This window comes from Limnobaculum eriocheiris (assembly GCF_021010575.1).
GTDB lineage: Bacteria > Pseudomonadota > Gammaproteobacteria > Enterobacterales > Enterobacteriaceae > Limnobaculum > Limnobaculum eriocheiris.
Genome location: NZ_JAJNAG010000008.1, coordinates 45382 through 71274 on the forward strand (window position 1 = coordinate 45382; position 25893 = coordinate 71274).

Genomic DNA, 25893 nt, shown 5'->3' on the forward strand with positions numbered 1-25893 from the left:
AAATAGAAATACGCTCCGTCACTTCAAGAGCAAATTCACAACATTTATTTTTAGAGATCAACTTAAAAAGTTGATAACAGAAAAAACAAAAGCAAATTAAACACGTTAAAGTTTTATCGTGATAAAGATAACTTAATTAACATTGATAAGAATGAAGACTTGTTACCATCAATAGCACCAAGGAAATGGATACACTTCAAAGCGACCTCAACGTGGTAACCTACCCCGCTTTTTAGTAAAATACCGCCGAAATTATTATCCGAGGCGATTATGGTAACCACATTATTTAAAGATTTTACTTTTGAAGCCGCTCATCGGTTGCCAAATGTTCCCGAAGGCCATAAATGTTCCCGCCTGCATGGGCACTCTTTTGCGGTCAGAATCGAAGTAACAGGCGAAGTTAACCCTTATACCGGCTGGGTCATGGACTTTTCCGACATTAAAGCCGCCTTTAAGCCCATACTGGACCGTTTAGATCACTACTACCTGAACGATATCCCCGGACTGGAAAACCCCACCAGCGAAGTTTTAGCCCACTGGTTTTGGCAACAGCTTAAGCCGGGGCTTCCGTTACTGAGTGGGGTTAGGGTGAAGGAGACATGCAGTGCTGGGTGTGTTTATAGGGGGGAGTGATCCTCTGTTCAGGCAACTCGTCTGATTCAGATTAAGTGATATTGAATTTTAAAGTACTATTGAATTTGGAGTATGTTTCGGCCATATCAGTATCATGTTTGAATTAACATTGATGATCGGCCGAGCAAGAGGCGTTAAGGCCAACGCCTCTTGCACCTCTGCGCCTTCACACCCGAATCCAGGCCGCCTACGGCGACTCCCCTCCGCCTTCATTCGGGCTCACGCACCGGCACTGATTCGGTTTATTCGCCTCATCCATGAGGCTCACCCCTACGGGGCCAGCACGTTGTGCTGTTCAAAATTGCTCCTGCAATTTTGTCCGGCGAAGCAGTGCCTCACCAAACATCCATGTTTGGCGTGCTACCCTCTCTCAGTTGTCGGCTGAATTCCAGTGCTCACTTAGAAGAACAAGAGAAAGAGCAAGGGCTAGAACTGACTATTACTCGATCCCTAAGTACTTATGCGTCTGCATCGACAACCGCCAGTTGCGTTCAATACAGGTATTAATACATAGCTCAGTCGCTCTCGGATTTTGGCTAATGGGTTGTAACGCTATCACTCGTTTTTTATTATCTGACAGCGTTGCTAACAGCTCATCCAACTGTTCAATATCCCGCTCCCGGGCTACCGGATGTTTTATTTCATCTGCCCTTACCAGAGCCTGAGGTATAACATGTAACCCACCGCGCATATCAACCTTAGGGGAAACCGTCACCCAGGTATCTGCCGAACAGAGCACCGGTTGAGTACCACTGGTTTCTATCTGACACTGAAAACCATGCTGTTCCAGTAAACCCGTCAGAGGAAGCAAGTCATAAAGACAGGGCTCACCCCCGGTAATCACTACGTGGCGCGCCGTATAATAAGGTTGCTGTAAAATAGCTAACAGTTGTGAAGCACTGGCTTCTCCCCAACTGTCGCTCTCCTGAGTTTTCGCCAGAATATCACCCATTGATTGCTGACGATCGGCAATCTTCTCCCAGGTATGTTTGGTATCACACCAGCTACAACCAACCGGGCAGGCCTGCAAACGAATAAAAATCGCAGGAACACCGGTGAAGAACCCCTCGCCTTGCAGGGTTTGAAATAACTCATTAACGGGATATAACATTTTTCTCTCGGAGATTTTCTTTCAATCTGCACAACTAAAAACAAAAATCCCGTATTGATAGCAACCAATACGGGATTTAACTAAGCTACAGGAGGATTAAAAATTAACCCTGACCTTTCACTTCTTTTAAACCGTTGAATGGCGCACGGTCACCCAGCGCTTCTTCAATACGGATTAATTGGTTGTACTTAGCAACACGGTCAGAACGGCTCATAGAACCTGTTTTGATTTGACCAGCAGCAGTACCTACCGCTAAATCAGCGATGGTAGCATCTTCAGTTTCACCTGAACGGTGAGAGATAACGGCTGTATAACCAGCGTCTTTAGCCATTTTGATAGCGGCTAACGTTTCGGTCAGAGAACCGATTTGGTTAAATTTGATCAGGATAGAGTTAGCGATACCTTTTTCAATACCCTCTTTCAGGATCTTGGTGTTAGTTACAAACAGATCGTCACCAACCAGTTGGATTTTGTCGCCCATCACTTTAGTCTGATAAGCAAAGCCATCCCAGTCTGATTCGTCTAAACCATCTTCGATAGAAACGATTGGGTATTGCTTAGTCAACTCTTCCAGATAGTGAGTGAATTCTTGAGAAGTGAAGGTTTTGCCTTCGCCTTTCAGCTCATAGTTGCCAGTTTCTTTGTTATAGAACTCAGAAGCTGCACAGTCCATCGCTAAAGTCACATCTTTACCCAGTACATAACCTGCTTGTTCTACTGCTTCTTTGATAGCAGCCAGTGCAGCAGCGTTAGATTCCAAGTTAGGTGCATAACCACCTTCGTCACCAACCGCAGTGCTCATGCCTTTAGACTTCAGAACTTTCGCCAGGTTGTGGAATACTTCAGAACCGATACGTACCGCTTCTTTCAGAGTTTTAGCGCCGATTGGCTGAATCATAAACTCTTGAATATCAACGTTGTTATCAGCGTGCTCACCACCGTTGATGATGTTCATCATTGGTAATGGCATAGAGAATTTGCCTGGTGTGCCGTTCAGTTCAGCAATGTGCTCAAATAAAGGCATGCCTTTTGATGCTGCTGCTGCTTTAGCCGCTGCTAAAGAAACCGCCAGAATCGCGTTTGCACCGAATTTAGATTTGTTCTCAGTGCCATCTAAGTCGATCATGATCTTATCGATGTTAGCCTGATCTTTTGCATCTTTACCCATAACTGCCTGTGCAATTGGGCCATTTACCGCTGCAACAGCTTTCAGTACACCTTTACCCATATAACGTGCTTTATCACCATCACGCAGTTCCAGTGCTTCACGAGAACCGGTAGATGCACCTGATGGCGCAGCAGCCAGACCTACAAAACCGCCTTCTAAATGAACTTCAGCTTCAACAGTGGGATTGCCACGAGAGTCGATAATTTCACGACCGAGCACTTTAACGATTTTGGACATTCGGTTTTCCTCAGTACAAGTTGATTAAACTACAAACTGTAGATTGCGACACCTCATTGTGTCGTACACTCTGGCCCGATGTATCAATAAACGCAATGTCTGAACATTTAGCATCTATGACCGATAATCAGGCCGGGCTTACTGAATACTTTTAATACTATTGCTGACCCTTTAGCCCGCCTGACGCTTCTGGTAATCACCAGCAGCCTTCACAAAACCGGCAAACAGTGGGTGGCCATCACGCGGAGTTGATGTGAACTCCGGGTGGAACTGACTGGCAACAAACCATGGATGATCAGGCAGTTCAATAATTTCCACCAGCTTATGATCAGCAGAACGCCCTGCTACAAGTAACCCTGCTGCTTCAATCTGCGGCAGCAGCATATTGTTCACTTCATAGCGATGGCGATGACGTTCTGAAATTGTTGGTGAGCCATACAACTTGCGTACCAGGCTGCCTTCAGTTAAATGACATAACTGACTGCCTAAACGCATGGTTCCACCTAAATCGCTCTCTTCTGTGCGTACTTCAACATTCCCCTCTTCATCACGCCATTCAGTGATCAACGCGATAACCGGATACTTACAGTCTGGCACAAATTCGGTCGAATTAGCATTAGGCATACCAACAACATTACGTGCAAACTCCATCATCGCTACCTGCATGCCTAAACAGATACCCAGATAAGGGATCTTGTTTTCACGAGCATAGCGGGCGGCAGTGATTTTGCCTTCCACACCACGGTAGCCAAAACCACCGGGAACCAGAATCGCATCAAGACCAGACAGAACTTCTTCACCTCTGACCTCAACATCCTGCGAATCGATTAGCTTTATATTAACGCTGAATCGATTCTTCAGTCCACCATGCTTTAATGCTTCGATGACAGATTTATATGCATCTGGCAATTCTACGTACTTGCCAACCATGCCAATAGTGACTTCACGGGTAGGATTCGACTCTTCATAAATTACCTGTTCCCACTCAGATAAGTTGGCTTCAGGCAGGTCGAAACGGAAGCGTTTACAGATAAATTCATCCAGCCCCTGTGACTTCAACAGTGCAGGAATTTTATAAATAGAATCAACATCTTTCAGAGAGATAACTGCCTTTTCAGGCACGTTACAGAACAGGGCAATTTTAGCCCGCTCATTGGCTGGAACTGCGCGATCGGAACGACATACCAGAATGTCTGGCTGGATACCGATAGAGAGTAATTCTTTGACCGAGTGCTGGGTTGGTTTCGTTTTCACTTCACCAGAAGCCGCCATGTAAGGCACCAGTGTCAAATGCATAAACAGTGTGTGCTCACGGCCCACTTCAACCGCTAACTGACGAATCGCTTCCAGAAACGGTAGTGATTCAATATCACCAACGGTACCACCAACTTCGACTAAAGCCACATCATGGCCTTCTGCACCGGCAATAACACGTTCTTTAATCGCATTGGTAATATGAGGAATAACCTGAACGGTTGCTCCCAGATAGTCACCACGGCGTTCTTTACGTAATACATCAGAATAGATACGACCGGTCGTAAAGTTATTACGGCGGGTCATTTTAGTGCGGATAAAACGTTCGTAATGGCCTAAATCCAGATCGGTTTCTGCGCCATCTTCGGTGACGAATACTTCACCGTGTTGAATAGGGCTCATTGTACCCGGATCGAGGTTAATGTATGGATCCAGCTTCATCATAGTGACGTTTAAGCCACGAGCTTCAAGAATAGCGGCCAGAGAGGCTGCTGCAATACCTTTACCGAGTGAGGATACAACCCCGCCTGTCACAAATATATAATTAGTTGTCATGCTGAACCTGAAGGTTAGGTTTAAAAGACTAAAATGGAGGTACTAGGACGGGAAAGTAGTATACCAGACCCTTTTCCTCACAACAAACGTTGAAATCAGATAGTGAAAAATAATCTATTTTTCTGTCTGATTTTCAAGGTTTTTTACCTGTTGCCATGCGGCTTCCATTTCGTCCAGCGATGCTTGCTCCATCGACTTCCCCGATTGCGCAACCAATTGTTCTACCTGACGGAAACGACGCTCAAACTTACGATTAGCGGCCTGCAGAGCACTTTCTGCTTTATGGCCTAAATGACGACTCAGATTAACGGTGGCAAAAAACAGATCGCCTAACTCTTCTTCCAGTTTAGACTGGTCGATAACCACTTGCGTAGCCTCGTGCATCACTTCATCAATCTCTTCATATACCTTATCCAGTACCGGACCTAACGTTGTCCAGTCAAATCCCACCGAAGCACAACGTTTCTGAATTTTATGAGCACGCATCAATGCAGGTAACACTTCAGGAATATCATCCAGCATGGAAAATTGCGCTTTCTGCGCCCGTTCCTCGCCTTTACGTTTTTCCCAACCGGCAATCACTTCCTGACTGTCATGCTGAGTTTGAGTATCAAAAACATGAGGATGACGACGTTCCAGCTTATCGCTGATGCTGTTACAGATATCATCGAAATTAAACCGGTTTTGCTCATCCGCCATACGCGCGTAGAACACCACCTGAAACAGCAAATCACCCAGCTCATCCCGTAAATCACCAAAATCCGAACGCCGGATCGCATCCAACACTTCATAAGTTTCTTCCAGGGTATAAGGCGCAATAGTTTCAAACGTTTGCTGCTTATCCCAAGGACATCCATTTTCCGGGTCACGTAACCGGTTCATAATATTCAGCAACCGCTGAATGGGTGTAATCTGGTCCATTATTTATCTTCTATGACTGGTGAAAATACATTCAAAATTATAAATGTATAAAGGGGCTTTAATTGCTCTTTTGAGACTGCTGACAAACCTAATAAATCGGCATCAATGGACATTCCGGTCGTAAAATCTAATATGCTTATATTGGCTTGGTGCTCGACCGGAAGACCACTAATACTTGACTTCAGCGCGTGTCGGGCCAGCGCTAGCGCTGTTCAAACAGGCAAAGCCTGTTTGTCGTTGGCTCACGCCAGGTCGCTCCCCACGGGAGTCCCTCCCATTTTAAAACACAAAACTGAGCAAATTAATGATACTAATCGAGCTAAACGACGGGAGGGATTGCCGTTGGGGTCGTAGCAGCTTTAGCTGCCGGAGCGCCCCCAGGGAATCCAGGCCCGTCGCACTCCGGAGCTGAGTAAAATGGTTTTCCGACCGGGCACCAAGCCAATATAAGCACTTTATAATGACGGACGGAACATCCACAACAGCCAATAAAACAACCTCAACAAAAAGGTTACTTAACCCCCAACCTCTTAGCCTCAATAATATCCGGCAACTGATTGATCCGCGACAGCACCCGATCCAACACCTGTAAATTATACAGTTCGATCTCCATATCAATGGTGGCCATCTGCTTTTTCACATCGCTGCGGCTGGAAACGCTCAGTACATTTACTTTTTCGTTAGCCAGAATAGTCGTGATATCACGCAGCAACCCGCTGCGATCGTTGGCAATCACTCTTACCACCAGCGAATAGCCGCTGGAGTAACAGTCACCCCATACCGCCTCTACCAAACGCTCTGGCGCATGATTTTTTAGCTCATTTAACTGATCGCAGTCGGAGCGGTGAATAGAAATACCACGCCCCTGAGTGATAAAGCCGACGATATCATCACCCGGAATCGGCTGGCAGCAGCGGGCGATATGGTGCATCAGGTTACCAACCCCTTCCACCACGATCTGACTGTCATTTTTTGCATTACGCTGCTGGGCGTTAGCGGTCTTTTGATTTAGCTGACGCAGCGCTTCACGATCCGCCTCTTCCGCCGTTGGCTGGTTAAATTTGCTTTGCAGGAAATTCACCAACTGGTTGAGACGAATATCACCACCGCCAATACCGGCTAACACTTCATCAAATGAGTGTACGTTATAGCGCGGTACCAGCAGCTTCTCTGCATCTTTAAAGCTGATACTTAAACGTTCCAGCTCATCATCTAAAATTTGACGACCGGCAAGAATATTTTTATCCCGATCCTGCTTTTTAAACCACGCCTGAATTTTTGCCCGTGCTCTGCTGCTATTAACAAACCCTAAATTTGGGTTCAACCAGTCACGGCTTGGGTTAGGTTGTTTTTGGGTGATGATTTCTATCTGATCGCCCATCTGTAATTGATAGGTAAAAGGAACGATACGCCCGCCAATTTTGGCACCGATACAACGATGACCTACATCGCTGTGGATATGGTAGGCGAAGTCCAACGGCGTAGAACCGGTTGGCAAATCAATGACATCACCTTTTGGCGTAAATACATAGACCCGATCGTCAAAGACCTGACTTCTGACTTCATCCAGCATTTCACCGCTGTCAGACATCTCTTCCTGCCAGGCAATCAGTTTACGTAACCAGGCAATCCGCTCCTCATAACCGGAACGACCAAAAACCGTACCTTCTTTATATTTCCAGTGGGCAGCAACCCCCAGCTCCGCATCTTCATGCATCTGGCGGGTACGAATTTGAATCTCTACCGCATGGCCTTTAGGGCCAAATACCACGGTATGAATTGACTGATAGCCATTGGGTTTTGGGTTAGCCACATAGTCATCGAATTCGCTCGGCAGATGACGGAAATGGGTATGTACAATCCCCAAAGCCGCATAACAATCCTGCAAACGCTCAACAACAATTCGCACCGCACGCACGTCATACAGCTCTTCAAAGGCCAGCGCTTTCTTCTGCATTTTGCGCCAGATACTGTAAATATGCTTTGGACGACCGTAAATCTCCCCCTGAATGCCTTGCTCTTTCATCGAGTCGCGCAGGGTTTGTACAAAAGTATCAATATAAATTTCACGATCGATACGGCGTTCGTGCAACAAATTAGCTATCTGTTTATATTCGTCCGGATGCAGATAGCGGAAACAGAAATCTTCCATTTCCCACTTTAACTGACCAATACCTAAGCGGTTAGCCAATGGAGCATAAATGTTAAAACACTCTTTGGCCGCCAGAACCCGAACCTCTTCCGCCTCATCCTTAACTTCACGCAGATGAGCAATACGCTCTGCCAGCTTGATAACCACACAGCGGAAATCTTCCACCATCGCCAACAACATGCGGCGAACGTTGTCCACCTGTATTGAAGTGTTAGAACCATTGTGCGTAGCGTTAAGCTGGCGAATGGCATCCATATCCAGCACGCCATGCACCAGATTAGTCACTTCACTACCAAACTGCTCTTTAACCGTCTCTTCATCAATAATTTTGGCATCAGCTAATGGAAACAGCAGCGCTGCGCGCATGCTCTCATTATCCATGCTGAGGGTAGCTAAAATTTCCACTACCTCCAACCCACGCCATAACAGTAGCGAAGCATCCGGATTGCCCTGAACCTGCTGCTCACAATACCGCCAGGTCGCTGCCAAACGTTCGCATAATTCCGGACTGCTGATGCCCAGACTACCGATCCATTTATCCAGCTCAAACTCTCCGGCTGTATTTAAATGCGCACTTCTTACCGCAACCATAAAGCTTCCTCATTACTGACTACCAGAATTCTTACTTTTTAATAAATAACGCCATTGACTCAATATGCCCCGTTTGTGGAAACATATCCAGCATACGTAATTGGTTTAACTGGTATCCGCCTGACAGAAGAACTTTACTGTCTTCCACCAGCGTTAATGGATTACAGGAGACATACACAATACGCTCGGGGTTTAAACTAACGATTTGTGACATGGCTTCTGCTGCTCCCGCCCTGGCAGGATCCAACAACACTTTATCAAAACCTTCGCTCGACCACGACTGTTGACTGACATCCTGTTCTAAATTGTGGTGCAAAAACTCAACATTTGATAAGCCATTTATGCGAGCATTTTGTTGCCCCTGGGCAACCAGCGCCGCCACGCCTTCCACACCAGTGACCCGTAAAGCTCGTTTGGCGATAGACAGTGTAAAGTTACCCATACCGCAAAACAGGTCCAGCACACGGTCGGTTGGCTGTAGCGCCAGCCAGGTGATTGCCTGCTGAATCATTAATTGATTAACTCCAGCATTAACCTGAATAAAATCGCGTGGATTAAAGCCAAGGGTTAAACCATCTACCTGATAACAAGGCTCTTCGCCAACCAATCGTTCCAGTGAATCACTCTCTCCCGCCAGATAAATAGCCAGTTGATGGCGTTCCGCAAACTGTAGCAGGTGCTGGCGATCGCTTGCTGTTAACGGTGCTAAATGACGCAGCACCAATAGTGGTCCGTTATCTGCCATCACCAGCTCGACATGCCCCAACTTCTTCACTATCGAGAGTGTACTGAGGCAATCTTTCAAAGGAACCAGCAACTGTTCCAGTGCAGAAACCAGAATTGGACATTCGGTCATCTCAACTAAATCATTGGAAGCCCGCTGGCGAAAACCCATTTGCAGGCGCTGCTGCTTTAATTGATACTGCAACCCCAGACGGGCGCGGCGTCGATAGTGATATCCTTGAGCAAAAATCACCTCTCCCGGAGCAAGTTCTAACCCGGTTTCTCGCTTAAACAACTGGTTGAGTGCTTTAGATTTGCTACTATGCTGCAAATCGGTGGAAACATGTTGCTGATTGCAGCCCCCGCAAATACCATAATGTGAACAAAGCGGAGTCATTCGCTGCGGGCTCGGCGATAAAATACGGATCGCTTTGGCTTTAGAATAATTTCGTTTATTCTCGTAAATCTGCGCTTCGACCTGCTCCTGAGGAAGTGCACCAGAAATAAAAATAGTTTTTCCGTTATCACGAGCAACCCCCTGCCCTTGAGTATCAAGTTCATGGGGAATAACATTGATGGTTTGTTGTGCCGCCTTACGGCGACCGGGCGAGTAAAATTGCGCCATAATATATGAATAAAGATTTCCGTAGTTTATTACTATCTATACAATCGGGTACGTCACTAAGTCGCTAATTGTCACATATTGTCGTCCCATATTGGAACCTTATGACCAAATACAGCCTTCGGGCCCGCATGATGATACTGATCCTTGCCCCAACCCTATTAATCGGGCTTTTGATCAGTACCTTTTTCGTGGTTCACCGCTATAACGAGCTACAAGATCAATTAGTTGATTCCGGCTCCAGCATCATTGAGCCTCTTGCTATTGCCAGCGAATATGGCATGACGTTCAGTAATCGCGAAGGCGTTCGTCAATTGGTCAGTATGTTACACCGACGCCACTCAAATATCGTGCGTTCTATAGCTGTTTTTGATACTCAAAATCACTTATTAGTGACTTCTAACTTCCATCAGAATTATACCTTATTACAGCTGCCCAAGGGGGCGGCAATTCCGGATGATTTAACCGTCACCACCAAAGGGGATTCACTGATCCTCAGAACACCGATCGTTTCAGAGAACCAGCTACCGGATATGGATGTCAGTCTGGAGCCCGACCACAGCACTTTAGGCTATATTGCCATTGAGCTGGACTTACGCACCGTTCGGCTACAACAGTATAAAGAAATTTTCGTTGCGACTCTGCTACTTAGCCTCTGTTTATGTATTGCCATGCTGTTTGCCTATCGTCTGATGCGCGATGTCACTGGCCCAATCCGCAATATGGTTAACACCGTAGACCGTATTCGCCGTGGTCAGCTTGATAGTCGGGTTGAAGGCTATATGCTGGGCGAGCTGGACATGCTAAAGAACGGGATAAACTCGATGGCGATGTCCCTTGCCGCCTATCATGAAGAGATGCAGCAAAATATCGATCAGGCAACTTCAGACCTGCGGGAAACGTTGGAACAGATGGAGATCCAGAACGTAGAGCTGGATCTGGCCAAAAAGCGCGCTCAGGAAGCCGCCAGAATCAAGTCAGAGTTCCTGGCTAACATGTCCCATGAGCTGAGAACACCGCTTAACGGCGTAATTGGGTTCACTCGCCAAACTCTGAAAACGTCGCTGACGCCAACACAAACCGATTACCTGCAAACTATTGAACGTTCGGCTAACAACCTGCTGAACATCATTAATGACGTACTGGACTTTTCCAAGTTAGAAGCCGGTAAGCTGGTATTAGAACATATTCCATTCTCACTGCGGGATACGGTAGATGAAACCGCGATCCTACTGGCTCACAGTGCCCATGAGAAATTGCTGGAACTGACACTGAACATCAATAATGATGTTCCGGACAACATTGTCGGCGACCCATTACGCTTACAGCAAGTGATCATGAACCTGTTGGGAAATGCCATCAAATTCACCGAACAGGGCAATATTGATATCAATATTGAACTGCGTATGCTGCATGAAAACAGCGCAGACATTGAGATTCAGGTTCACGACACCGGTATTGGTATTTCTGAACGTCAGCAGTCGCAGCTGTTCCAGGCCTTCCGTCAGGCAGATGCCAGCATTTCCCGGCGCCACGGCGGTACCGGCCTGGGTCTGGTAATTACTCAGCGTCTGGTGAAAGAGATGGGCGGTGACATCTGCTTCCACAGCCAGCTACATAAAGGCTCAACCTTCTGGTTCCATATTAATGTGGAACTGAGCGACCGCACTATTCTGGATGATGGCCATCATCTAACCAAGCTGTCAGGACAACGAATTCTGTATGTGGAAGCTAACCCGGCGGCAACTCAGGCTACGTTAAATATCTTCCAGTCAGAGCCGGTAGAAGTTATTCATTATGATAATTTCGATCAGATTCCAGAAAAACATCAGCAATACGATATTGTTCTGCACGGTGTGCCCATCGCTACCGATGATATTGATATGTACACCAACGGTGCAATGAAGCAGGCATTATCGCTTTCTGAACGTTTGATTCTGGCGATTCCAAATCAACCCCATATGGATGCAGAAACGCTGAAACAAGCCGGAGCGCAGGCCTGCCTGTTTAAGCCGCTTTCCCGTAACCGACTGTTTAATGCGCTGCTGGCAGCACAGACATCACCAGCACCACAGGTATCAACTAAAGCACATCATCTGCCGCTGACCGTAATGGCCGTTGATGATAATCCGGCGAATCTGAAACTGATTGGCGTACTGCTGGAAGATCTGGTGTCTAACGTTATTCTGTGCCATAGCGGTGAAGAGGCGATTACTCAGGCGAAAAAACACGATCTGGATATTATCCTGATGGACATTCAGATGCCGGAAATTGATGGCATTAAAGCCGCAGAGCTGATTCGTAAGCTGACAAACCATATCACTACACCCATTGTTGCCGTCACGGCTCACGCCGCTATTGGTGAACGGGAACGCCTGATGAATGCGGGTATGGATGACTATCTGGCTAAACCAATAAACGAAGATATGCTGTTTAATGTGCTAAAGACCCAGTGCAGAATTCCACTCAGCATACAGACCAAAGAGCCGCTCATTCCAACAAGTCCCGCGGAAATCCGGCCGGTTGGCATGGCCTCAACATCACTTGACTGGGAGTTGGCGCTGCGTCAGGCGGCAAATAAAGAAGATTTAGCCCACGATCTGCTAAAAATATTGGTCGACTTCCTGGCTGAAGTTGAAGAGCGGGTTCAGGCCGTGCTGGATGGCAATAAAGATAATGACATCGTTAATATCATTCATAAACTGCACGGAAGCTGTAGCTACAGCGGCGTACCGCGCCTGAAGCAACTCTGTCAATATCTGGAAAGCCAACTGCGTCACGGAACGCCTGCGGAAGACCTGGAGCCGGAATGGATGGAGCTACTGGATGAATTTGAAAACGTCAGAAGAGAAGCGGTTTATTTTATCAAAACGGAGTAAACCATAATCTATCGATTAGTTTGTGATTTTGTATACATTGCCCCGCGATTAGCGGGGCAATGTTATTCTGATAGCTATTAAAGTAATGTTACTTTCTCGCCGCCAGCATCAATGCCTTCATATCCGCCACTGCGGCATGTAATCCTGACATCACCGCCCGGCCAATAATGGCATGTCCAATATTCAGTTCATAAATTTCAGACAGCGCTGCGATGGCCTGAACATTATGGTAAGTTAATCCGTGCCCGGCATTCACATGCAAACCTTTACCGGCGGCATAAGTAGCTGCCTGAGCGATACGCAACAGCTCTGCTTCACGCTCCAGCTCATTTTCGGCATCAGCATAGCGACCAGTATGGATTTCAATAAAAGTGGCGCCAACGGCTACCGCGGCGTCAATTTGGCGATGGTCAGCATCAATAAACAGAGATACGGAAATACCTGCATCCACCAGACGGCCAACCGCCACGGTCATTTTATCGATTTGACCCGCCACATCTAACCCACCTTCGGTAGTCACTTCCTGACGCTTTTCTGGTACCAGACAGCAGAATGCCGGTTTTATTTCGCAGGCAATATCCACCATCTCATCGGTTACTGCCATTTCCAGATTCATGCGGGTTTGAATGGTCTGACTAAGCAGTTGAACATCCCGATCGGTAATATGGCGGCGATCTTCCCGCAGGTGAATAGTAATACCATCCGCTCCCGCCTGTTCAGCAATAAATGCCGCCTGAACCGGATCGGGATACTGAGTACCACGGGCATTACGTAAAGTTGCAATATGGTCGATATTAACGCCTAACAATAAATCCGACATGACTCCACCTTAAAAGTTAATGAATGTCTTTCTGACGCCAGAGGCTGACATTTTTCATTTTCCAATCGTTTTGACCACCATCCGGTGTGATATAGCCCGAGGTTTAGAATGGACTAAAATCTGTTCCATTCTTTTACCGGATTTAAGCAAAAAAGAAAATGAAATCAGAAATTTTAACTGTTAAACAGAGTGTAAACCTTTCACGATTACTGGTCGTCAACGGGCAACGCAGAGCCGGAGGTGGGTTTCTTAATGGTAAACTGGCGAAACAGTTCGCGGCTTTTTAGCGGCTTGCCCCCCAGATAGGGTTTCAGTGCAATACGGGTAAAACGCTTGGCGGCTTTAAGGGTATCAACATCAGGAAACTCCCGATTAGCCAGCGCCTGTAAATCACGACCGGTAAAAGAGAAATGGTCTACCACCAGACTGGCAATAAACCCTTTTTCAGCCCGATAACGGTAAGTCATCTGCTCAGTAACTGGTTCACCGCTGCCGGCACAGTGCAGAAAGTCGATGCCGTATCCCAAATGGCCTAACAGAGCGAGTTCAAAACGACGCAGGATCCGTTCTGGTGAACCGGAAACGCCGGCAAGAGATTGAATGCATTCTAAATAATCGAAAAACAGTGAGGAGTATGGCGTTTCGGCTTCCAGCACTCTGTCCAGCACTTCATTAACGTAAAGCCCACTGTACAGCGTCAGGCCAGACAGCGGCAAAGAGAGAGAAACGGCTTCAGCGGCGCGTAACGTTTTAACGCCACCTTTCCCTCCCCAGCGCACCAGAAGAGGCGTAAAAGGCTGCAGGCAGCCTTTTAAATGAGAACGACGACCGCGGGCTCCTTTCGCCAGCAGCTTTATTCTGCCGTGACTTTCTGTAAACAGGTCCAGTAACAAACTGGTTTCGCTGTAAGGTCGTCCGTGCAGAACAAAAGCCCGTTGCCAGCCGTCAATCATGCTTACCTTCAGAGGTCGTCGGTGTATCCCAGACTGCGTAATGCACGTTCATCATCCGCCCAGCCTGATTTCACTTTCACCCAAAGCTCCAGGTGAACTTTGGCTTCAAACATCTCTTCCATATCGTGACGGGCTTCAATACCGATGGTTTTGATTTTTTGGCCTTTATTACCAATAACCATCTTCTTCTGGCCTTCGCGCTCGACCAGAATCAGGCCGTTAATGTCATAGCCACCGCGCTCGTTAGTCACAAAGCGTTCAATTTCTACCGTAACAGAATAAGGCAGCTCTTCACCCAGAAAACGCATCAGCTTCTCGCGAATAATTTCAGAAGCCATAAAGCGCTGGGAGCGATCGGTAATGTAGTCTTCCGGGAAGTGGTGCTCCGCTTCCGGCAGCAGTTTACGTACAATTCCGGCGATAGTGTCGAGATTCATCCCCTTCTCCGCAGAGATAGGAACAATATCCATAAAGTTCATCTGCTGGCTCAGGAAGGCCATATGGGGCAGCAGCGCCTCTTTATCCGTCACGTTATCTACTTTGTTAATAGCCAGAATCACCGGGCATTTTAAGCTACGTAGTTTATTCACTACCATCTCATCATCCGGTGTCCAGTGGGTGCCTTCCACTACAAAGATCACCAGCTCAACATCACCAATCGAACTGCTGGCAGCCCGGTTCATCAGGCGGTTGATAGCACGCTTTTCTTCAATATGTAACCCCGGGGTGTCCACATAGATAGCCTGATAAGGTCCCTCAGTGTGAATTCCCATAATACGGTGACGAGTGGTCTGCGCTTTACGTGAAGTAATCGATACCTTCTGACCCAACAGCTGGTTAAGCAGGGTTGATTTACCAACGTTAGGGCGACCCACGATAGCGATAAAGCCGCAATATTGCTTATCCGTATCGGTTAATTGTTTATCTGTTGTCATTCCAATCCTAAATATAACGAATTATTTATTTTCATATTCAAATCAAATAGTTAAATAAATTTAATTGATTTAAATATCTTTGCATGTAAGCAGGCGTGAGCCGGGTTGATCTTGGCCCAGCGGTTTTCGTTGTGAATGTGGGTAATATTAGCATTGATTAGGGTGGTTTGATATCAGATGCTGGGATGAGAAGCGTGATTAAGTCATGAGCCCGGCGTACTACTTTCATTCAGTTGTCGACTGTATTTCAGCATTCAAATAAGAAGGCCAAAAGAAAGGAAGCGACAGGTTACCAGGCATATCGGTACGCCACACGGTAAACAAAAACAACTAAAGGGGATATATTCAATACCTTGTGTTGAACTGCTCTCTTTCACCAAAAATTTAGCAGAAAAATGAGCAACCCCAACAATAAACTTTAATGGCGATATAACCACCGAAATCACATACCGGCCTGGGTCTGGTAACTCCTCACCTGGCTCAGGCAAAACCGAAAAAACATGGCCCGTTTTGGGCAAGATGATTTTCTGCACCCGCAATAATAGCGATAATTAAAATTGCACTACCGACGATAAAACAGAGAGGGACAAGGAAATAGAGAAACGGGAGTAATATGCTCATCGATTATCAATTCTTCGATAACGCACAGGCAACAATCCAGCTAATGCGCTCACCTGATTAAAATGAGCGCATCATATCGATTATTCCAAACCTAAATGCTTAAGCGCCTGCTCTGCCGCAGCCTGCTCTGCTTTACGACGGCTGGAACCAATACCGATAATCGCATCATCAATACCGCTCACCTGGCAGTGAATGGTAAATTCCTGATCGTGGGCTTCTCCCTTCACTTGCGTCACCAGATAGCTCGGTAGTGGCAAATGACGGCCCTGTAAAAACTCCTGCAAACGAGTTTTAGGATCTTTTTGTTTATCTCCCGGGCTTATTTCATCTAAGCGGCTCTGATACCAGGCCAGAATCAATTGCTGAACCCGATGAATATCGCTATCAAGGTAAACGGCACCGATTAATGCTTCTACCGTATCAGCTAAAATGGACTCACGACGGAAACCACCGCTTTTCAGTTCACCTGGCCCCAAACGTAAGCACTCACCTAAATCGAACTCACGCCCCATTTCAGCCAGGGTATTACCCCGCACCAGCGTCGCACGCATACGGCTCATATCACCTTCATCTACGCGAGGAAAGCGCTGATAAAGTGCATCAGCAATAACAAAACTCAGAATAGAATCGCCCAAAAACTCCAGACGTTCATTATGCTTACTGCTGGCACTTCGATGTGTCAGGGCTTGCTGTAAAAGCAATTGCTGTTGAAACGTATAACCCAGCTTTCGCTGTAGCCTCTCAATGATGATGGGGTTCATTCATTACCAACAAATTGTTCCAAACGAGAAAAATAACGGCCTAGCTTAACGGTTATCCAGCTAAAGCACTACTATGTTATGGCGAGATAATAAAAAAATCCGGATCTAAGGGGTTCTAAATCCGGACATTTTATATCTGAGACAGTATAACTTAGAACGAATTAGTGAATTCCGCCAATACGGCTAAAACGAACACCGGAAGGCCACTCACCTTCTTGTTTCTCAAAACTCATCCAGATCCCTATTGCTTTGCCAACAAAGTTCTCTTCCGGTACAAAACCCCAGAAACGACTGTCCGCACTGTTGTCGCGGTTGTCACCCATCATAAAGTACTTGCCTTCCGGAACAATCCAGGTATTCGCCGGAGCCCCTGGTTGCTGATAATAATCAGCCGCACTGTTTGCTACGCCAGGGATCATTAACGTCTGGTGGAAGTTATCGCCCAGTTTTTCGTTACGCTCGACCATATACACACCGCGTAAACCTTCAGCGCGAGCCGCTTCTGCTTTAGTATCGAAGAAACGAGTCGTCATCTGATTTGCGCCGCCGGCAGAAGGTTCAAAGCCAATAAACCAACTGCTCTTCTCCAACTCAGAATATTCCAGCTCGGCAGCCGGTTTACACGCTTTCCCCGTAGGGCAAGCTGGAGTGATAGTTAACTTTTTCGAATTCGGATCGAAATGGATGGTATCTCCCGGCAACCCGACGACCCGTTTGATATAATCGATATTCTTATCCAGTGGATATTTAAATACCGCTATATCTCCCCGCTGTGGAGTACCGGTCTTAATCAGCGTTGTCTGGGTGATAGGATCTTTAATGCCATAAGCATACTTCTCCACCAGAATAAAATCACCGATAAGCAGCGTAGGCATCATTGAACCGGATGGAATCTGAAAAGGCTCATATAAAAAGGAGCGCAGCACAAAGACCACCGCCAGTACCGGGAACACAGAAACACAGCTTTCAATCCATCCTGGCTGTCTGGCCACTCTGGCCAGCGCTTTACCATCAATCTTTCCGTCGGTCTCAACCCTGAGGGCTTCAATCTTAATACGTCGCGCAGGCGCCCACTTAAAGCGGTCCAGACACCAGATGATTCCCGTCACCAGTGTGGCCACAGCTAAAATTAAGGCAAACATATTCGCCATGCGAACTCCTTATTACTTATTTACCAACGTGAAGAATAGCCAGGAACGCTTCCTGAGGAACTTCAACGTTCCCCACTTGCTTCATACGTTTCTTACCATCTTTCTGTTTCTGCAATAGCTTTTTCTTACGGCTCACATCGCCGCCGTAACATTTGGCCAATACGTTTTTACGTAATTGTTTGACCGTTGAACGGGCAATCACGTGGTTACCAATCGCCGCCTGAATCGCAATATCAAACTGCTGGCGCGGAATTAATTCCCGCATTTTCTCCACCAGTTCACGACCCCGGTTTTGTGAATTATCCCGGTGGGTGATCAATGCCAGAGCATCTACCCGATCGCCGTTAATTAACACATCTACCCGCACCATGTCAGAAGTCTGGAAACGCTTAAAGCCATAGTCCAGAGAGGCATAACCGCGAGAAGTAGATTTCAACCGGTCGAAGAAATCCAGAACCACTTCAGCCATAGGAATATCATAGCTCAGGGCAACCTGATTGCCGTGATACACCATATTGGTCTGCACGCCACGCTTCTCAATACATAACGTGATGACATTACCCAGAAATTCCTGAGGCAATAACATATGGCACTCTGCAATAGGCTCGCGCAGCTCTTCAATATTATTCAACGGCGGTAGCTTAGACGGGCTGTCGACATAAACCGTCTCACCACTGGTGGTGATCACTTCGTATACTACCGTTGGTGCGGTGGTAATCAGGTCAAGATCGTATTCACGTTCCAGACGTTCCTGAATGATCTCCATATGCAGCAGCCCCAGGAAACCACAGCGGAAGCCGAAACCCAGCGCCGTTGAGTTTTCTGGCTCATAAAACAGCGATGCATCATTCAGGCTCAGTTTGCCCAATGCATCACGAAATGCTTCATAATCATCAGAACTGATCGGGAACAGACCCGCATATACCTGAGGTTTAACTTTTTTAAAACCCGGTAACGCTTTTTCTGCTGACTTATGGGCATTGGTCAGGGTATCCCCCACCGGTGCACCAAGAATATCTTTAATGGCACAAACTACCCAACCTACTTCACCACAACCGAGGGCTTCGGTATCTACCCGCTTCGGAGTAAAAATACCTAAACGGTCTACGCCATAGGTTTGGCCGGTGCTCATTACTTTGATTTTATCGTTTTTACGCAGTACACCATTTTTAATGCGCACTAATGACACAACGCCAAGATAGTTATCAAACCATGAATCGATGATCAACGCCTGTAACGGCTCATCCGCAGAACCTGACGGTGGAGGAATATCGCGCACCAGACGTTCCAGAACATCAGGTACACCCATACCGGTTTTAGCTGAACAACGAACCGCATCGGTGGCGTCGATTCCAACAATATCTTCAATTTCCTGAGCGGCACGATCGGGATCTGCTGCCGGTAAATCGATCTTATTCAGCACCGGAACGACTTCCAGATCCATCTCAATCGCGGTGTAACAGTTTGCCAGCGTTTGGGCTTCTACCCCTTGTCCGGCGTCAACCACCAGTAGAGCACCTTCACATGCCGCAAGAGAACGAGATACTTCATAGGAGAAGTCAACGTGCCCTGGGGTATCAATGAAGTTCAACTGATAGGTCTGACCATTCTGTGACTTATAATCCAGCGTTACGCTTTGCGCTTTAATGGTGATGCCACGCTCCCGCTCCAGATCCATAGAATCCAGAACCTGTGCCGCCATTTCACGATCGCTCAACCCGCCACAAATTTGAATAATACGGTCGGACAACGTCGACTTACCGTGGTCAATGTGGGCGATGATCGAAAAGTTTCTTATATTCTTATTTGCTATACTTTTATTATCAGTCATTTACCTAAATCCGGCTGATACAGAAACCCACTGATGCAAGGAATATTTTATCTATCCTCACACAGCAAAAATTCACTTAACCTCTAAACTGGCGGACATTCTACACGTCACTATGATGAAAACATAGCAACATACGCTATCTGCTAACCAGTTAACTGCTGTTGCTGCTCTTTTAATACCGGTGAATTACAGCAAAAACTCGCGATCCCTTTAGCACTTTTTCCGCTGAACAAGTGACTCGTTCTCAAACAGAAAATTTGGATAAAATTGGCACCATTTCTGCCAGTGATGCGCGTTCTTTATCTTCATTAGAAAGTAAACTGGCCGCTAAAGCCAATGCAATGGGTGCAAGCCACTATTACATTAACTCTGCATCTACCAGCGAAAATATCCACGGTACTGCGATCATTTATAAATAAGTCAGATACGCTATCGCTATTTTCTAACGATTTCATCGTCCTTGCTTCCTGAATCAATCACTCCGCCCTGCGGGGTGATTTTTCCATTGTGTTATTGAGAATAGATAAAAACGGGAAGAATGCAGGAATTCTGTAAAATTTAGTTCCCGGGCTGGCTAACCGAAGGAATGGCTATCTGCAATATAATCGGGTGAACTGATGCGCTGGTGGAGAATTTCGCCGCATAGAAACGAGCAACCGCAAAGCCGAGAGCGCCGCCGATAACAGCGCCAATAACCGCAGCGATATCACTTCCCAACCCATAATAGAACAGCCCTGAGCACAACAAAATGCCTAACAGAGGAACCATATAAACCAGCAGTGCAGATAACAGCACGCCGGACTCAGGGATCCCCAGTTCGACACGTTGGCCTACGGCAAGAGGTTGCTCAATCGGGATTTTAAGATCGTGAATAACCTGAGGCCCCAGTTTATTCAACACACGAGTTCCGCAGGAAGCTTTTGACTGGCAGCTACTGCAACCCGCTTGCTGTTCACAACGCAACGTCGCAATACCCTGTTGCCAGTCGATAACGGTCGCCCATTCACGTAACATCTATCAGACTTAATTTACCACGACGCTGGTAGCAACGCGCTTGGCTGTAGCCGGAGGCAACTCACCAATCACCGTAATTTCTACATTATTACGGGTTTCGGTATGAATGGTTCGACGCCCCTGACGCAATGAGTGTTCGCTGGCCGGGCCCTGATAGTTGTTGGGTGATACGTTCAGTGAAAAACTGAACAGGCCATCGGAATAGAGCCGGGACTCCACCACACTGTTTTTCGAATCAGAAACCGTGTGTCGACTACGTGAAAACTCGGCAAAACCCTGAGGTAACCAGCCCACGCTCCAACGCATGGTTAGTTTATCACCGGGAGGAACGGCTAACAGCGGCGGCATAACCGGCATGGAAAAATTAGCCATTTTTTCTTTTACACTATCGCCATCACTAAAGGCGACTACGCGAAACTGTTCCAGCGTATCGCCATCCCGATCGAGTAAATCGGTGCGCAGAGGCAATTTAGTTTCAGTGTCCAGCCAAACCACATAGCTATAACGTAATCCATCGCGCGGCACTACCCGCACCACATCACAAATACGATTAGCAATACGTGAACGCCCTACCGGAACAAAATCATAATTCTGTTCCAGGCGGTCGATATCGGCAAATACCAGAGCAGGTAATGAATCAACAATATGGTCACCACGAATGCTGAACGGCTCCATACCAGGTTCGAAGTAACTCACTTCAATACCACGCAGTATGGCCTCCCGTTGAGGCCCATCCATATTGATTAGCTGGACCAGTGGCTTACCATTTTGTATAGAATGTCTGTACTGCAGGGACTCAATGCCAACCTTGCTAACGTTCACATAAGAGAACTCATAGCTTAACGTCTGGCTGGCATTGGTCATTTGCTGCAATAAAACTTCTGTTGGATTCGGCGCGGAAACCGCAGCCAGGGGGAGAGCCCCCAGTAAACCACAAACAATAAACGCGATTGGTTTCATCGACTACTGAGTTAACCCTGTTGACGCAGAATTACTGGTTTTTGCACTGGTATCAGCCCTTGGTGCTATCTTCAACTGTTCCGCGTGTAAACGACGTTGTAATTCGTAGTCCTGCAGCATGGCGTTAATACGTTTACGCTGCTCCAGAACCTGTTGATTAGTGTTCTGAGCACCTTCCGTTGCCACATCAAAACTGACTGGTGATGCCTGACCACCTAACGGAATGGTATTAAATACCGGAACGTCTGGCGTACTGTCAGATCCCTGTTGGTTATATTGTTGAACGCCAACAATCACTGCCAGAGAAACACAGGCCGCAACACCAATTTGCCCAACCTGAGCAAACCATGGACGCACTTTATGCCAAAACGGCATCTTCTGCCAGGTTGCCGGATGAGGCTGTGATACCACCGGCTTTTCAACGCCAGATAACGTTGGTTCCAGTGCTAATGCGGCAGAGACTTTGCCTGCTATATCGAAATGAACCACTTCGCCGATATCTCCACGCAGAGTATCGCGAATCAGGTGGTAGCGATGCCAGCTTTGCTGAAGCGTTCTATCTTGGGACAGCCCATTGATAACTTCATTATCAATGCTTTCGCCATCCATCAGAGCGGAAAGCTTTTCTTTTTGCATGCCTAATACCCTTTCTCTTACAACATCCAGGAAGTCAGATACAAATACTATCGCTGTATCAGTGGTTGTACTTTATTATCAATTGCCTCACGGGCCCGGAATATTCTTGATCTTACTGTCCCTACCGGACAATCCATGATTTCAGCAATCTCTTCATAGCTCAAACCATCGATTTCACGCAGGGTGATTGCCATCTTTAAGTCTTCCGGCAATGACTCGATAGTTCCAAAAACGATACGTCTCAATTCCTCTGACAACATTAAATTCTCAGGGTTCGAAATTTCTTTTAATGCACCCGCATTTTCAAAGTTTTCTGCATCGCCAGCATCCACATCACTGGAGGGCGGGCGGCGCCCCTGAGCCACTAAATAATTTTTCGCGGTATTAACTGCTATTCGGTATAACCAGGTATAAAAAGCGCTGTCACCACGAAAAGACTCCAACGCTCTATAGGCTTTAATAAAGGATTCCTGTGCCACATCGGCGACATCCGCCTGTGGTACATAGCGGGAAACAAGGCCCGCAACTTTATTCTGGTAGCGAACAACCAGAATATTAAATGCGTTTTTGTCGCCCTTTTGGACCCGTTCAACCAACACCTGGTCGGTTAACTGCTCGCTCATTCGAGGTAAAGTCTCCTCAACTATCTCGATGCGTTTCGTGCTGCCAAACCTATTGTTGTACTAATTTGAGCAAGCAACCTCTTAGAGACGCTGTTGAAGGATTAGTTCCCAACATCTCACGCGTAATTATATCGTTAGCTGGTTTTTCAACCAATTCACCTGTTATGTTGTCTTTCCGGAGCTCCCGCCAGAGGTATGGCATCAGGGTATTCAGCCAATACGCTTCTGTTTCCGGCATGATGGTGTAGGCTAACATGATTTTTCAATTTCAGCCCCACTCTATACAAAAGATTGCAATAATTCATCAGGCTATTTTTATATGTTTATCAGAGAGCAAGATAAAAATCTTTGGCTAACTGCTTAAAGGCTTCGGTGTAATCTTTTCTACCAACCTGATGAGTCACCAATTTTTGTTCATCACAAAACCGTGGGGATTTAGATAGTTCCAACAGTACAATATAAGGTTCTTTATCGGGTACATCACAAACCCGGGTACGACGGGCAACAAACCATCCCATATCCAACGCCTGCTTTTCCAGCTGTTCACCGGAAGCACAGGGTAACATCACCGCAAATCGCCCCTGAGGTGCCAGCAGTTTATCAACATACTTCAATAAATTCTGATGACTAAGAATATGGGTATAACGCGCTTTAGCTCTGGATTCATCGCGACAACCCGTTCCCTCCGGGAAGTAAGGAGGATTGCTGATGATTAAATCATAGCCGCTATCCGTTATTTCAGCATAATCAGCAATATTTTGATGAATGACCCGAATACGCTGATGCCAGGGAGAAGCCTGTACATTCTCTTGTGCCTGCTGGCAAGCAGCCTGATCGATTTCAACGGCATCAATCATAACCTGCTGTTCACTACGCTGTGCCAGCATCAGGGCTAACAGTCCAGTTCCGGTACCAATATCCAGAATACGTTGACATGAACCCAGGCTTGTCCAGGCTCCTAAAATAACACCATCGGTTGTTACTTTCATTCCACACCGGTCATGACCGACAAAAAACTGCTTAAATGTGAAACCGCCGCGGCGAAGTAAAGGTTTCTCCCTGCCCTGTTTCATCGTAACCTGCATAAATAGCCCATACGCTTTTACTGCCAATACAGATAATTATTCTGTATTTTGCCAATAATTTCACCCATAAATAATGTTTGATGAATTCTAACCGAAAACGAAGATAAATGCCTGATGTCAACAATAACAGATGAAGATCCCGCTCAATACATCTATAATCGGCGCCCCAAGCAGAGGTAGACCATGACAGTATTAGACTTTTCCGCACTCGATCTCGACCAGCCGTTGCTGGATGCATTAAGTGACAAGGGCTATGAGCGCCCAACCGCTATTCAGGCCGCGGCTATTCCGGCAGCTATGGATGGACGTGATGTACTGGGTTCCGCACCGACGGGAACCGGTAAAACTGCGGCATTCCTGCTGCCCGCACTTCAACACCTGCTCGATTATCCGCGCAAAAAGTCCGGCCCTCCGCGCATTCTGATCCTGACACCCACCCGGGAGTTGGCAATGCAGGTCGCAGAACAGGCGCGTGAACTGGCAGCCCATACGCATCTGGATATTGCGACCATTACCGGCGGTGTGGCTTATATGAATCACGCTGAGGTTTTCAGCGAGAATCAGGATATCGTGGTCGCGACGACCGGCCGCCTGCTGCAATATATTAAAGAAGAGAATTTTGACTGCCGTGCGGTAGAGACGCTGATCCTTGATGAAGCAGACCGTATGTTAGATATGGGTTTTGCTCAGGATATTGAACGCATCGCCGCAGAAACCCGCTGGCGTAAACAAACGTTGCTGTTTTCCGCAACGCTGGAAGGGGAAGCCATTCATGACTTCGCCGAGCGTCTGTTAAACGATCCAGTAGAAATTGAAGCAGACCCTTCGCGCCGCGAGCGTAAAAAAATTCACCAGTGGTATTATCGCGCTGATGACATCAAACATAAAACCGCCCTGCTTTGCCATTTGCTAAAGCAGCCTGATGTGCATAAAGCAATTATTTTTGTGCGCAAGCGTGAGCGTTTACACGAGTTGGTAAGCTGGATCCGTGATGCCGGTATTAACTGTTTCTATCTTGAAGGTGAAATGGTACAGGCAAAACGTAATGAAGCAATTAAACGTTTGCAGGATGGTACGGTTAATGTACTGGTAGCCACCGACGTCGCTGCTCGTGGTTTGGATATTCTGGATATCAGTCACGTATTCAACTTTGACCTACCTCGCACTGCCGACACCTATCTGCACCGCATTGGCCGCACCGGTCGTGCAGGTAAAAAAGGTATTGCTATTTCTCTGGTTGAATCGCACGACCATCTGTTGCTGGGCAAAATTGAACGCTATCTTCAGGAGCCGCTAAAAATGCGCGTGATCGATGAACTGCGCCCAACCAGCAAAGCCCCTGGCCCAACCAGCGGTCGTAAACCATCCAAGAAAGCCAAAGAAAAAGCGGCAGAAAAGAAAAAAGAGAAGAATAAAGAAAAGGTTAAAGTAAAAGTCCGCCATCGGGACAGTAAAAACGTAGGTAAACGGCGTAAGCCAGCCAGTGAGGCTGCATCTCCGGATAAACCTGCTGATAAAGCATAATCCAATACGGCTCCCTTCGGAGCCGTTCTTTTTTGAGCCCTTTGCTCGACGCCTACACTGACACCAAGATGAACTCAGAACTTAAAGCGGCGAAATTGACACTGGATCTAACATTCAAAAATAGGTACAACAT

The 25893-nt window shown here is 46.8% G+C and carries 21 protein-coding genes; 4 read left to right on the forward strand and 17 right to left on the reverse strand.

Annotation, left to right across the window (positions count from 1 at the left end; translation table 11 throughout):
- Positions 1-270 precede the first annotated feature (270 nt).
- Positions 271-633 (forward strand): 6-carboxytetrahydropterin synthase QueD, encoded by a 363-nt coding sequence (gene queD / locus LPW36_RS05810; protein WP_230608538.1) that lies wholly within the window; start codon positions 271-273, stop codon positions 631-633.
- A gap of 439 nt (positions 634-1072) precedes the next feature.
- On the opposite strand, the gene queE is transcribed toward queD, so the two are convergent.
- The 6 genes from queE to rlmD all read right to left on the reverse strand — a co-directional run bounded on the left by queE (position 1073) and on the right by rlmD (position 9970).
- Positions 1073-1744 carry a 7-carboxy-7-deazaguanine synthase QueE gene (gene queE / locus LPW36_RS05815; protein ID WP_230608540.1) on the reverse strand — a complete coding sequence of 224 codons (672 nt, stop codon included), beginning with the start codon at positions 1742-1744 and terminating at the stop codon, positions 1073-1075.
- 103 nt (positions 1745-1847) lie between these two features.
- On the reverse strand, positions 1848-3149 hold the full coding sequence (gene eno / locus LPW36_RS05820; protein WP_230608542.1) for a phosphopyruvate hydratase: 1302 nt from the start codon (positions 3147-3149) through the stop codon (positions 1848-1850).
- 171 nt (positions 3150-3320) lie between these two features.
- Positions 3321-4958 carry a glutamine hydrolyzing CTP synthase gene (gene pyrG / locus LPW36_RS05825; RefSeq protein ID WP_230608544.1) on the reverse strand — a complete coding sequence of 546 codons (1638 nt, stop codon included), beginning with the start codon at positions 4956-4958 and terminating at the stop codon, positions 3321-3323.
- Positions 4959-5072: 114 nt separating this feature from the next.
- On the reverse strand, positions 5073-5879 hold the full coding sequence (gene mazG / locus LPW36_RS05830; RefSeq protein WP_230608546.1) for a nucleoside triphosphate pyrophosphohydrolase: 807 nt from the start codon (positions 5877-5879) through the stop codon (positions 5073-5075).
- 511 nt (positions 5880-6390) lie between these two features.
- Complete coding sequence (gene relA / locus LPW36_RS05835; protein ID WP_230608548.1) at positions 6391-8622, reverse strand: GTP diphosphokinase; 2232 nt, start codon at positions 8620-8622, stop codon at positions 6391-6393.
- Between the two features lie 31 nt (positions 8623-8653).
- Positions 8654-9970 (reverse strand): 23S rRNA (uracil(1939)-C(5))-methyltransferase RlmD, encoded by a 1317-nt coding sequence (rlmD, locus tag LPW36_RS05840; RefSeq protein ID WP_230608550.1) that lies wholly within the window; start codon positions 9968-9970, stop codon positions 8654-8656.
- A gap of 101 nt (positions 9971-10071) precedes the next feature.
- Between rlmD and barA the strand changes: the two genes are divergently transcribed.
- The gene (gene barA, locus LPW36_RS05845) at positions 10072-12846 is read left to right on the forward strand and encodes a two-component sensor histidine kinase BarA (RefSeq protein WP_230608552.1); all 2775 of its coding nucleotides are present in this window, start codon (positions 10072-10074) and stop codon (positions 12844-12846) included.
- An 88-nt stretch (positions 12847-12934) separates the two neighbouring features.
- On the opposite strand, the gene pdxJ is transcribed toward barA, so the two are convergent.
- The 6 genes from pdxJ to lepA all read right to left on the reverse strand — a co-directional run bounded on the left by pdxJ (position 12935) and on the right by lepA (position 19918).
- Positions 12935-13666, reverse strand: coding sequence for a pyridoxine 5'-phosphate synthase (pdxJ, locus tag LPW36_RS05850; protein WP_230608554.1), 732 nt, complete (start codon positions 13664-13666; stop codon positions 12935-12937).
- A gap of 206 nt (positions 13667-13872) precedes the next feature.
- Positions 13873-14616, reverse strand: a complete 744-nt coding sequence (gene recO, locus LPW36_RS05855; RefSeq protein WP_230608636.1) for a DNA repair protein RecO — start codon at positions 14614-14616, stop codon at positions 13873-13875.
- A gap of 11 nt (positions 14617-14627) precedes the next feature.
- Complete coding sequence (era, locus tag LPW36_RS05860) at positions 14628-15554, reverse strand: GTPase Era (protein ID WP_230608556.1); 927 nt, start codon at positions 15552-15554, stop codon at positions 14628-14630.
- A gap of 701 nt (positions 15555-16255) precedes the next feature.
- Positions 16256-16936: a ribonuclease III gene (rnc, locus tag LPW36_RS05865; protein ID WP_230608558.1), complete on the reverse strand. Its 681-nt coding sequence runs from the start codon at positions 16934-16936 to the stop codon at positions 16256-16258.
- A 161-nt stretch (positions 16937-17097) separates the two neighbouring features.
- The gene (gene lepB / locus LPW36_RS05870; RefSeq protein ID WP_230608560.1) at positions 17098-18087 is read right to left on the reverse strand and encodes a signal peptidase I; all 990 of its coding nucleotides are present in this window, start codon (positions 18085-18087) and stop codon (positions 17098-17100) included.
- A 16-nt stretch (positions 18088-18103) separates the two neighbouring features.
- Entirely contained in the window at positions 18104-19918 is a 1815-nt protein-coding gene (gene lepA, locus LPW36_RS05875) for a translation elongation factor 4 (protein ID WP_230608562.1), read from the reverse strand.
- A 185-nt stretch (positions 19919-20103) separates the two neighbouring features.
- On the opposite strand from lepA, the gene bhsA reads away from it, so the two are divergent.
- Positions 20104-20337, forward strand: coding sequence for a multiple stress resistance protein BhsA (bhsA, locus tag LPW36_RS05880; protein ID WP_230608637.1), 234 nt, complete (start codon positions 20104-20106; stop codon positions 20335-20337).
- Between the two features lie 139 nt (positions 20338-20476).
- On the opposite strand, the gene rseC is transcribed toward bhsA, so the two are convergent.
- The 5 genes from rseC to trmN form a co-directional block, all read right to left on the reverse strand.
- Positions 20477-20932, reverse strand: a complete 456-nt coding sequence (gene rseC / locus LPW36_RS05885; RefSeq protein ID WP_230608564.1) for a SoxR-reducing system protein RseC — start codon at positions 20930-20932, stop codon at positions 20477-20479.
- Between the two features lie 9 nt (positions 20933-20941).
- Positions 20942-21892 carry a sigma-E factor regulatory protein RseB gene (rseB, locus tag LPW36_RS05890; RefSeq protein WP_230608566.1) on the reverse strand — a complete coding sequence of 317 codons (951 nt, stop codon included), beginning with the start codon at positions 21890-21892 and terminating at the stop codon, positions 20942-20944.
- 3 nt (positions 21893-21895) lie between these two features.
- Positions 21896-22528: an anti-sigma-E factor RseA gene (gene rseA, locus LPW36_RS05895; protein ID WP_230608568.1), complete on the reverse strand. Its 633-nt coding sequence runs from the start codon at positions 22526-22528 to the stop codon at positions 21896-21898.
- A gap of 47 nt (positions 22529-22575) precedes the next feature.
- Positions 22576-23151, reverse strand: coding sequence for an RNA polymerase sigma factor RpoE (gene rpoE / locus LPW36_RS05900; protein WP_108900045.1), 576 nt, complete (start codon positions 23149-23151; stop codon positions 22576-22578).
- Positions 23152-23477: 326 nt separating this feature from the next.
- Positions 23478-24224, reverse strand: coding sequence for a tRNA(1)(Val) (adenine(37)-N(6))-methyltransferase TrmN (gene trmN / locus LPW36_RS05905; protein WP_230608570.1), 747 nt, complete (start codon positions 24222-24224; stop codon positions 23478-23480).
- Between the two features lie 195 nt (positions 24225-24419).
- On the opposite strand from trmN, the gene srmB reads away from it, so the two are divergent.
- Positions 24420-25760: an ATP-dependent RNA helicase SrmB gene (gene srmB, locus LPW36_RS05910; RefSeq protein WP_230608572.1), complete on the forward strand. Its 1341-nt coding sequence runs from the start codon at positions 24420-24422 to the stop codon at positions 25758-25760.
- Positions 25761-25893 lie beyond the last annotated feature (133 nt).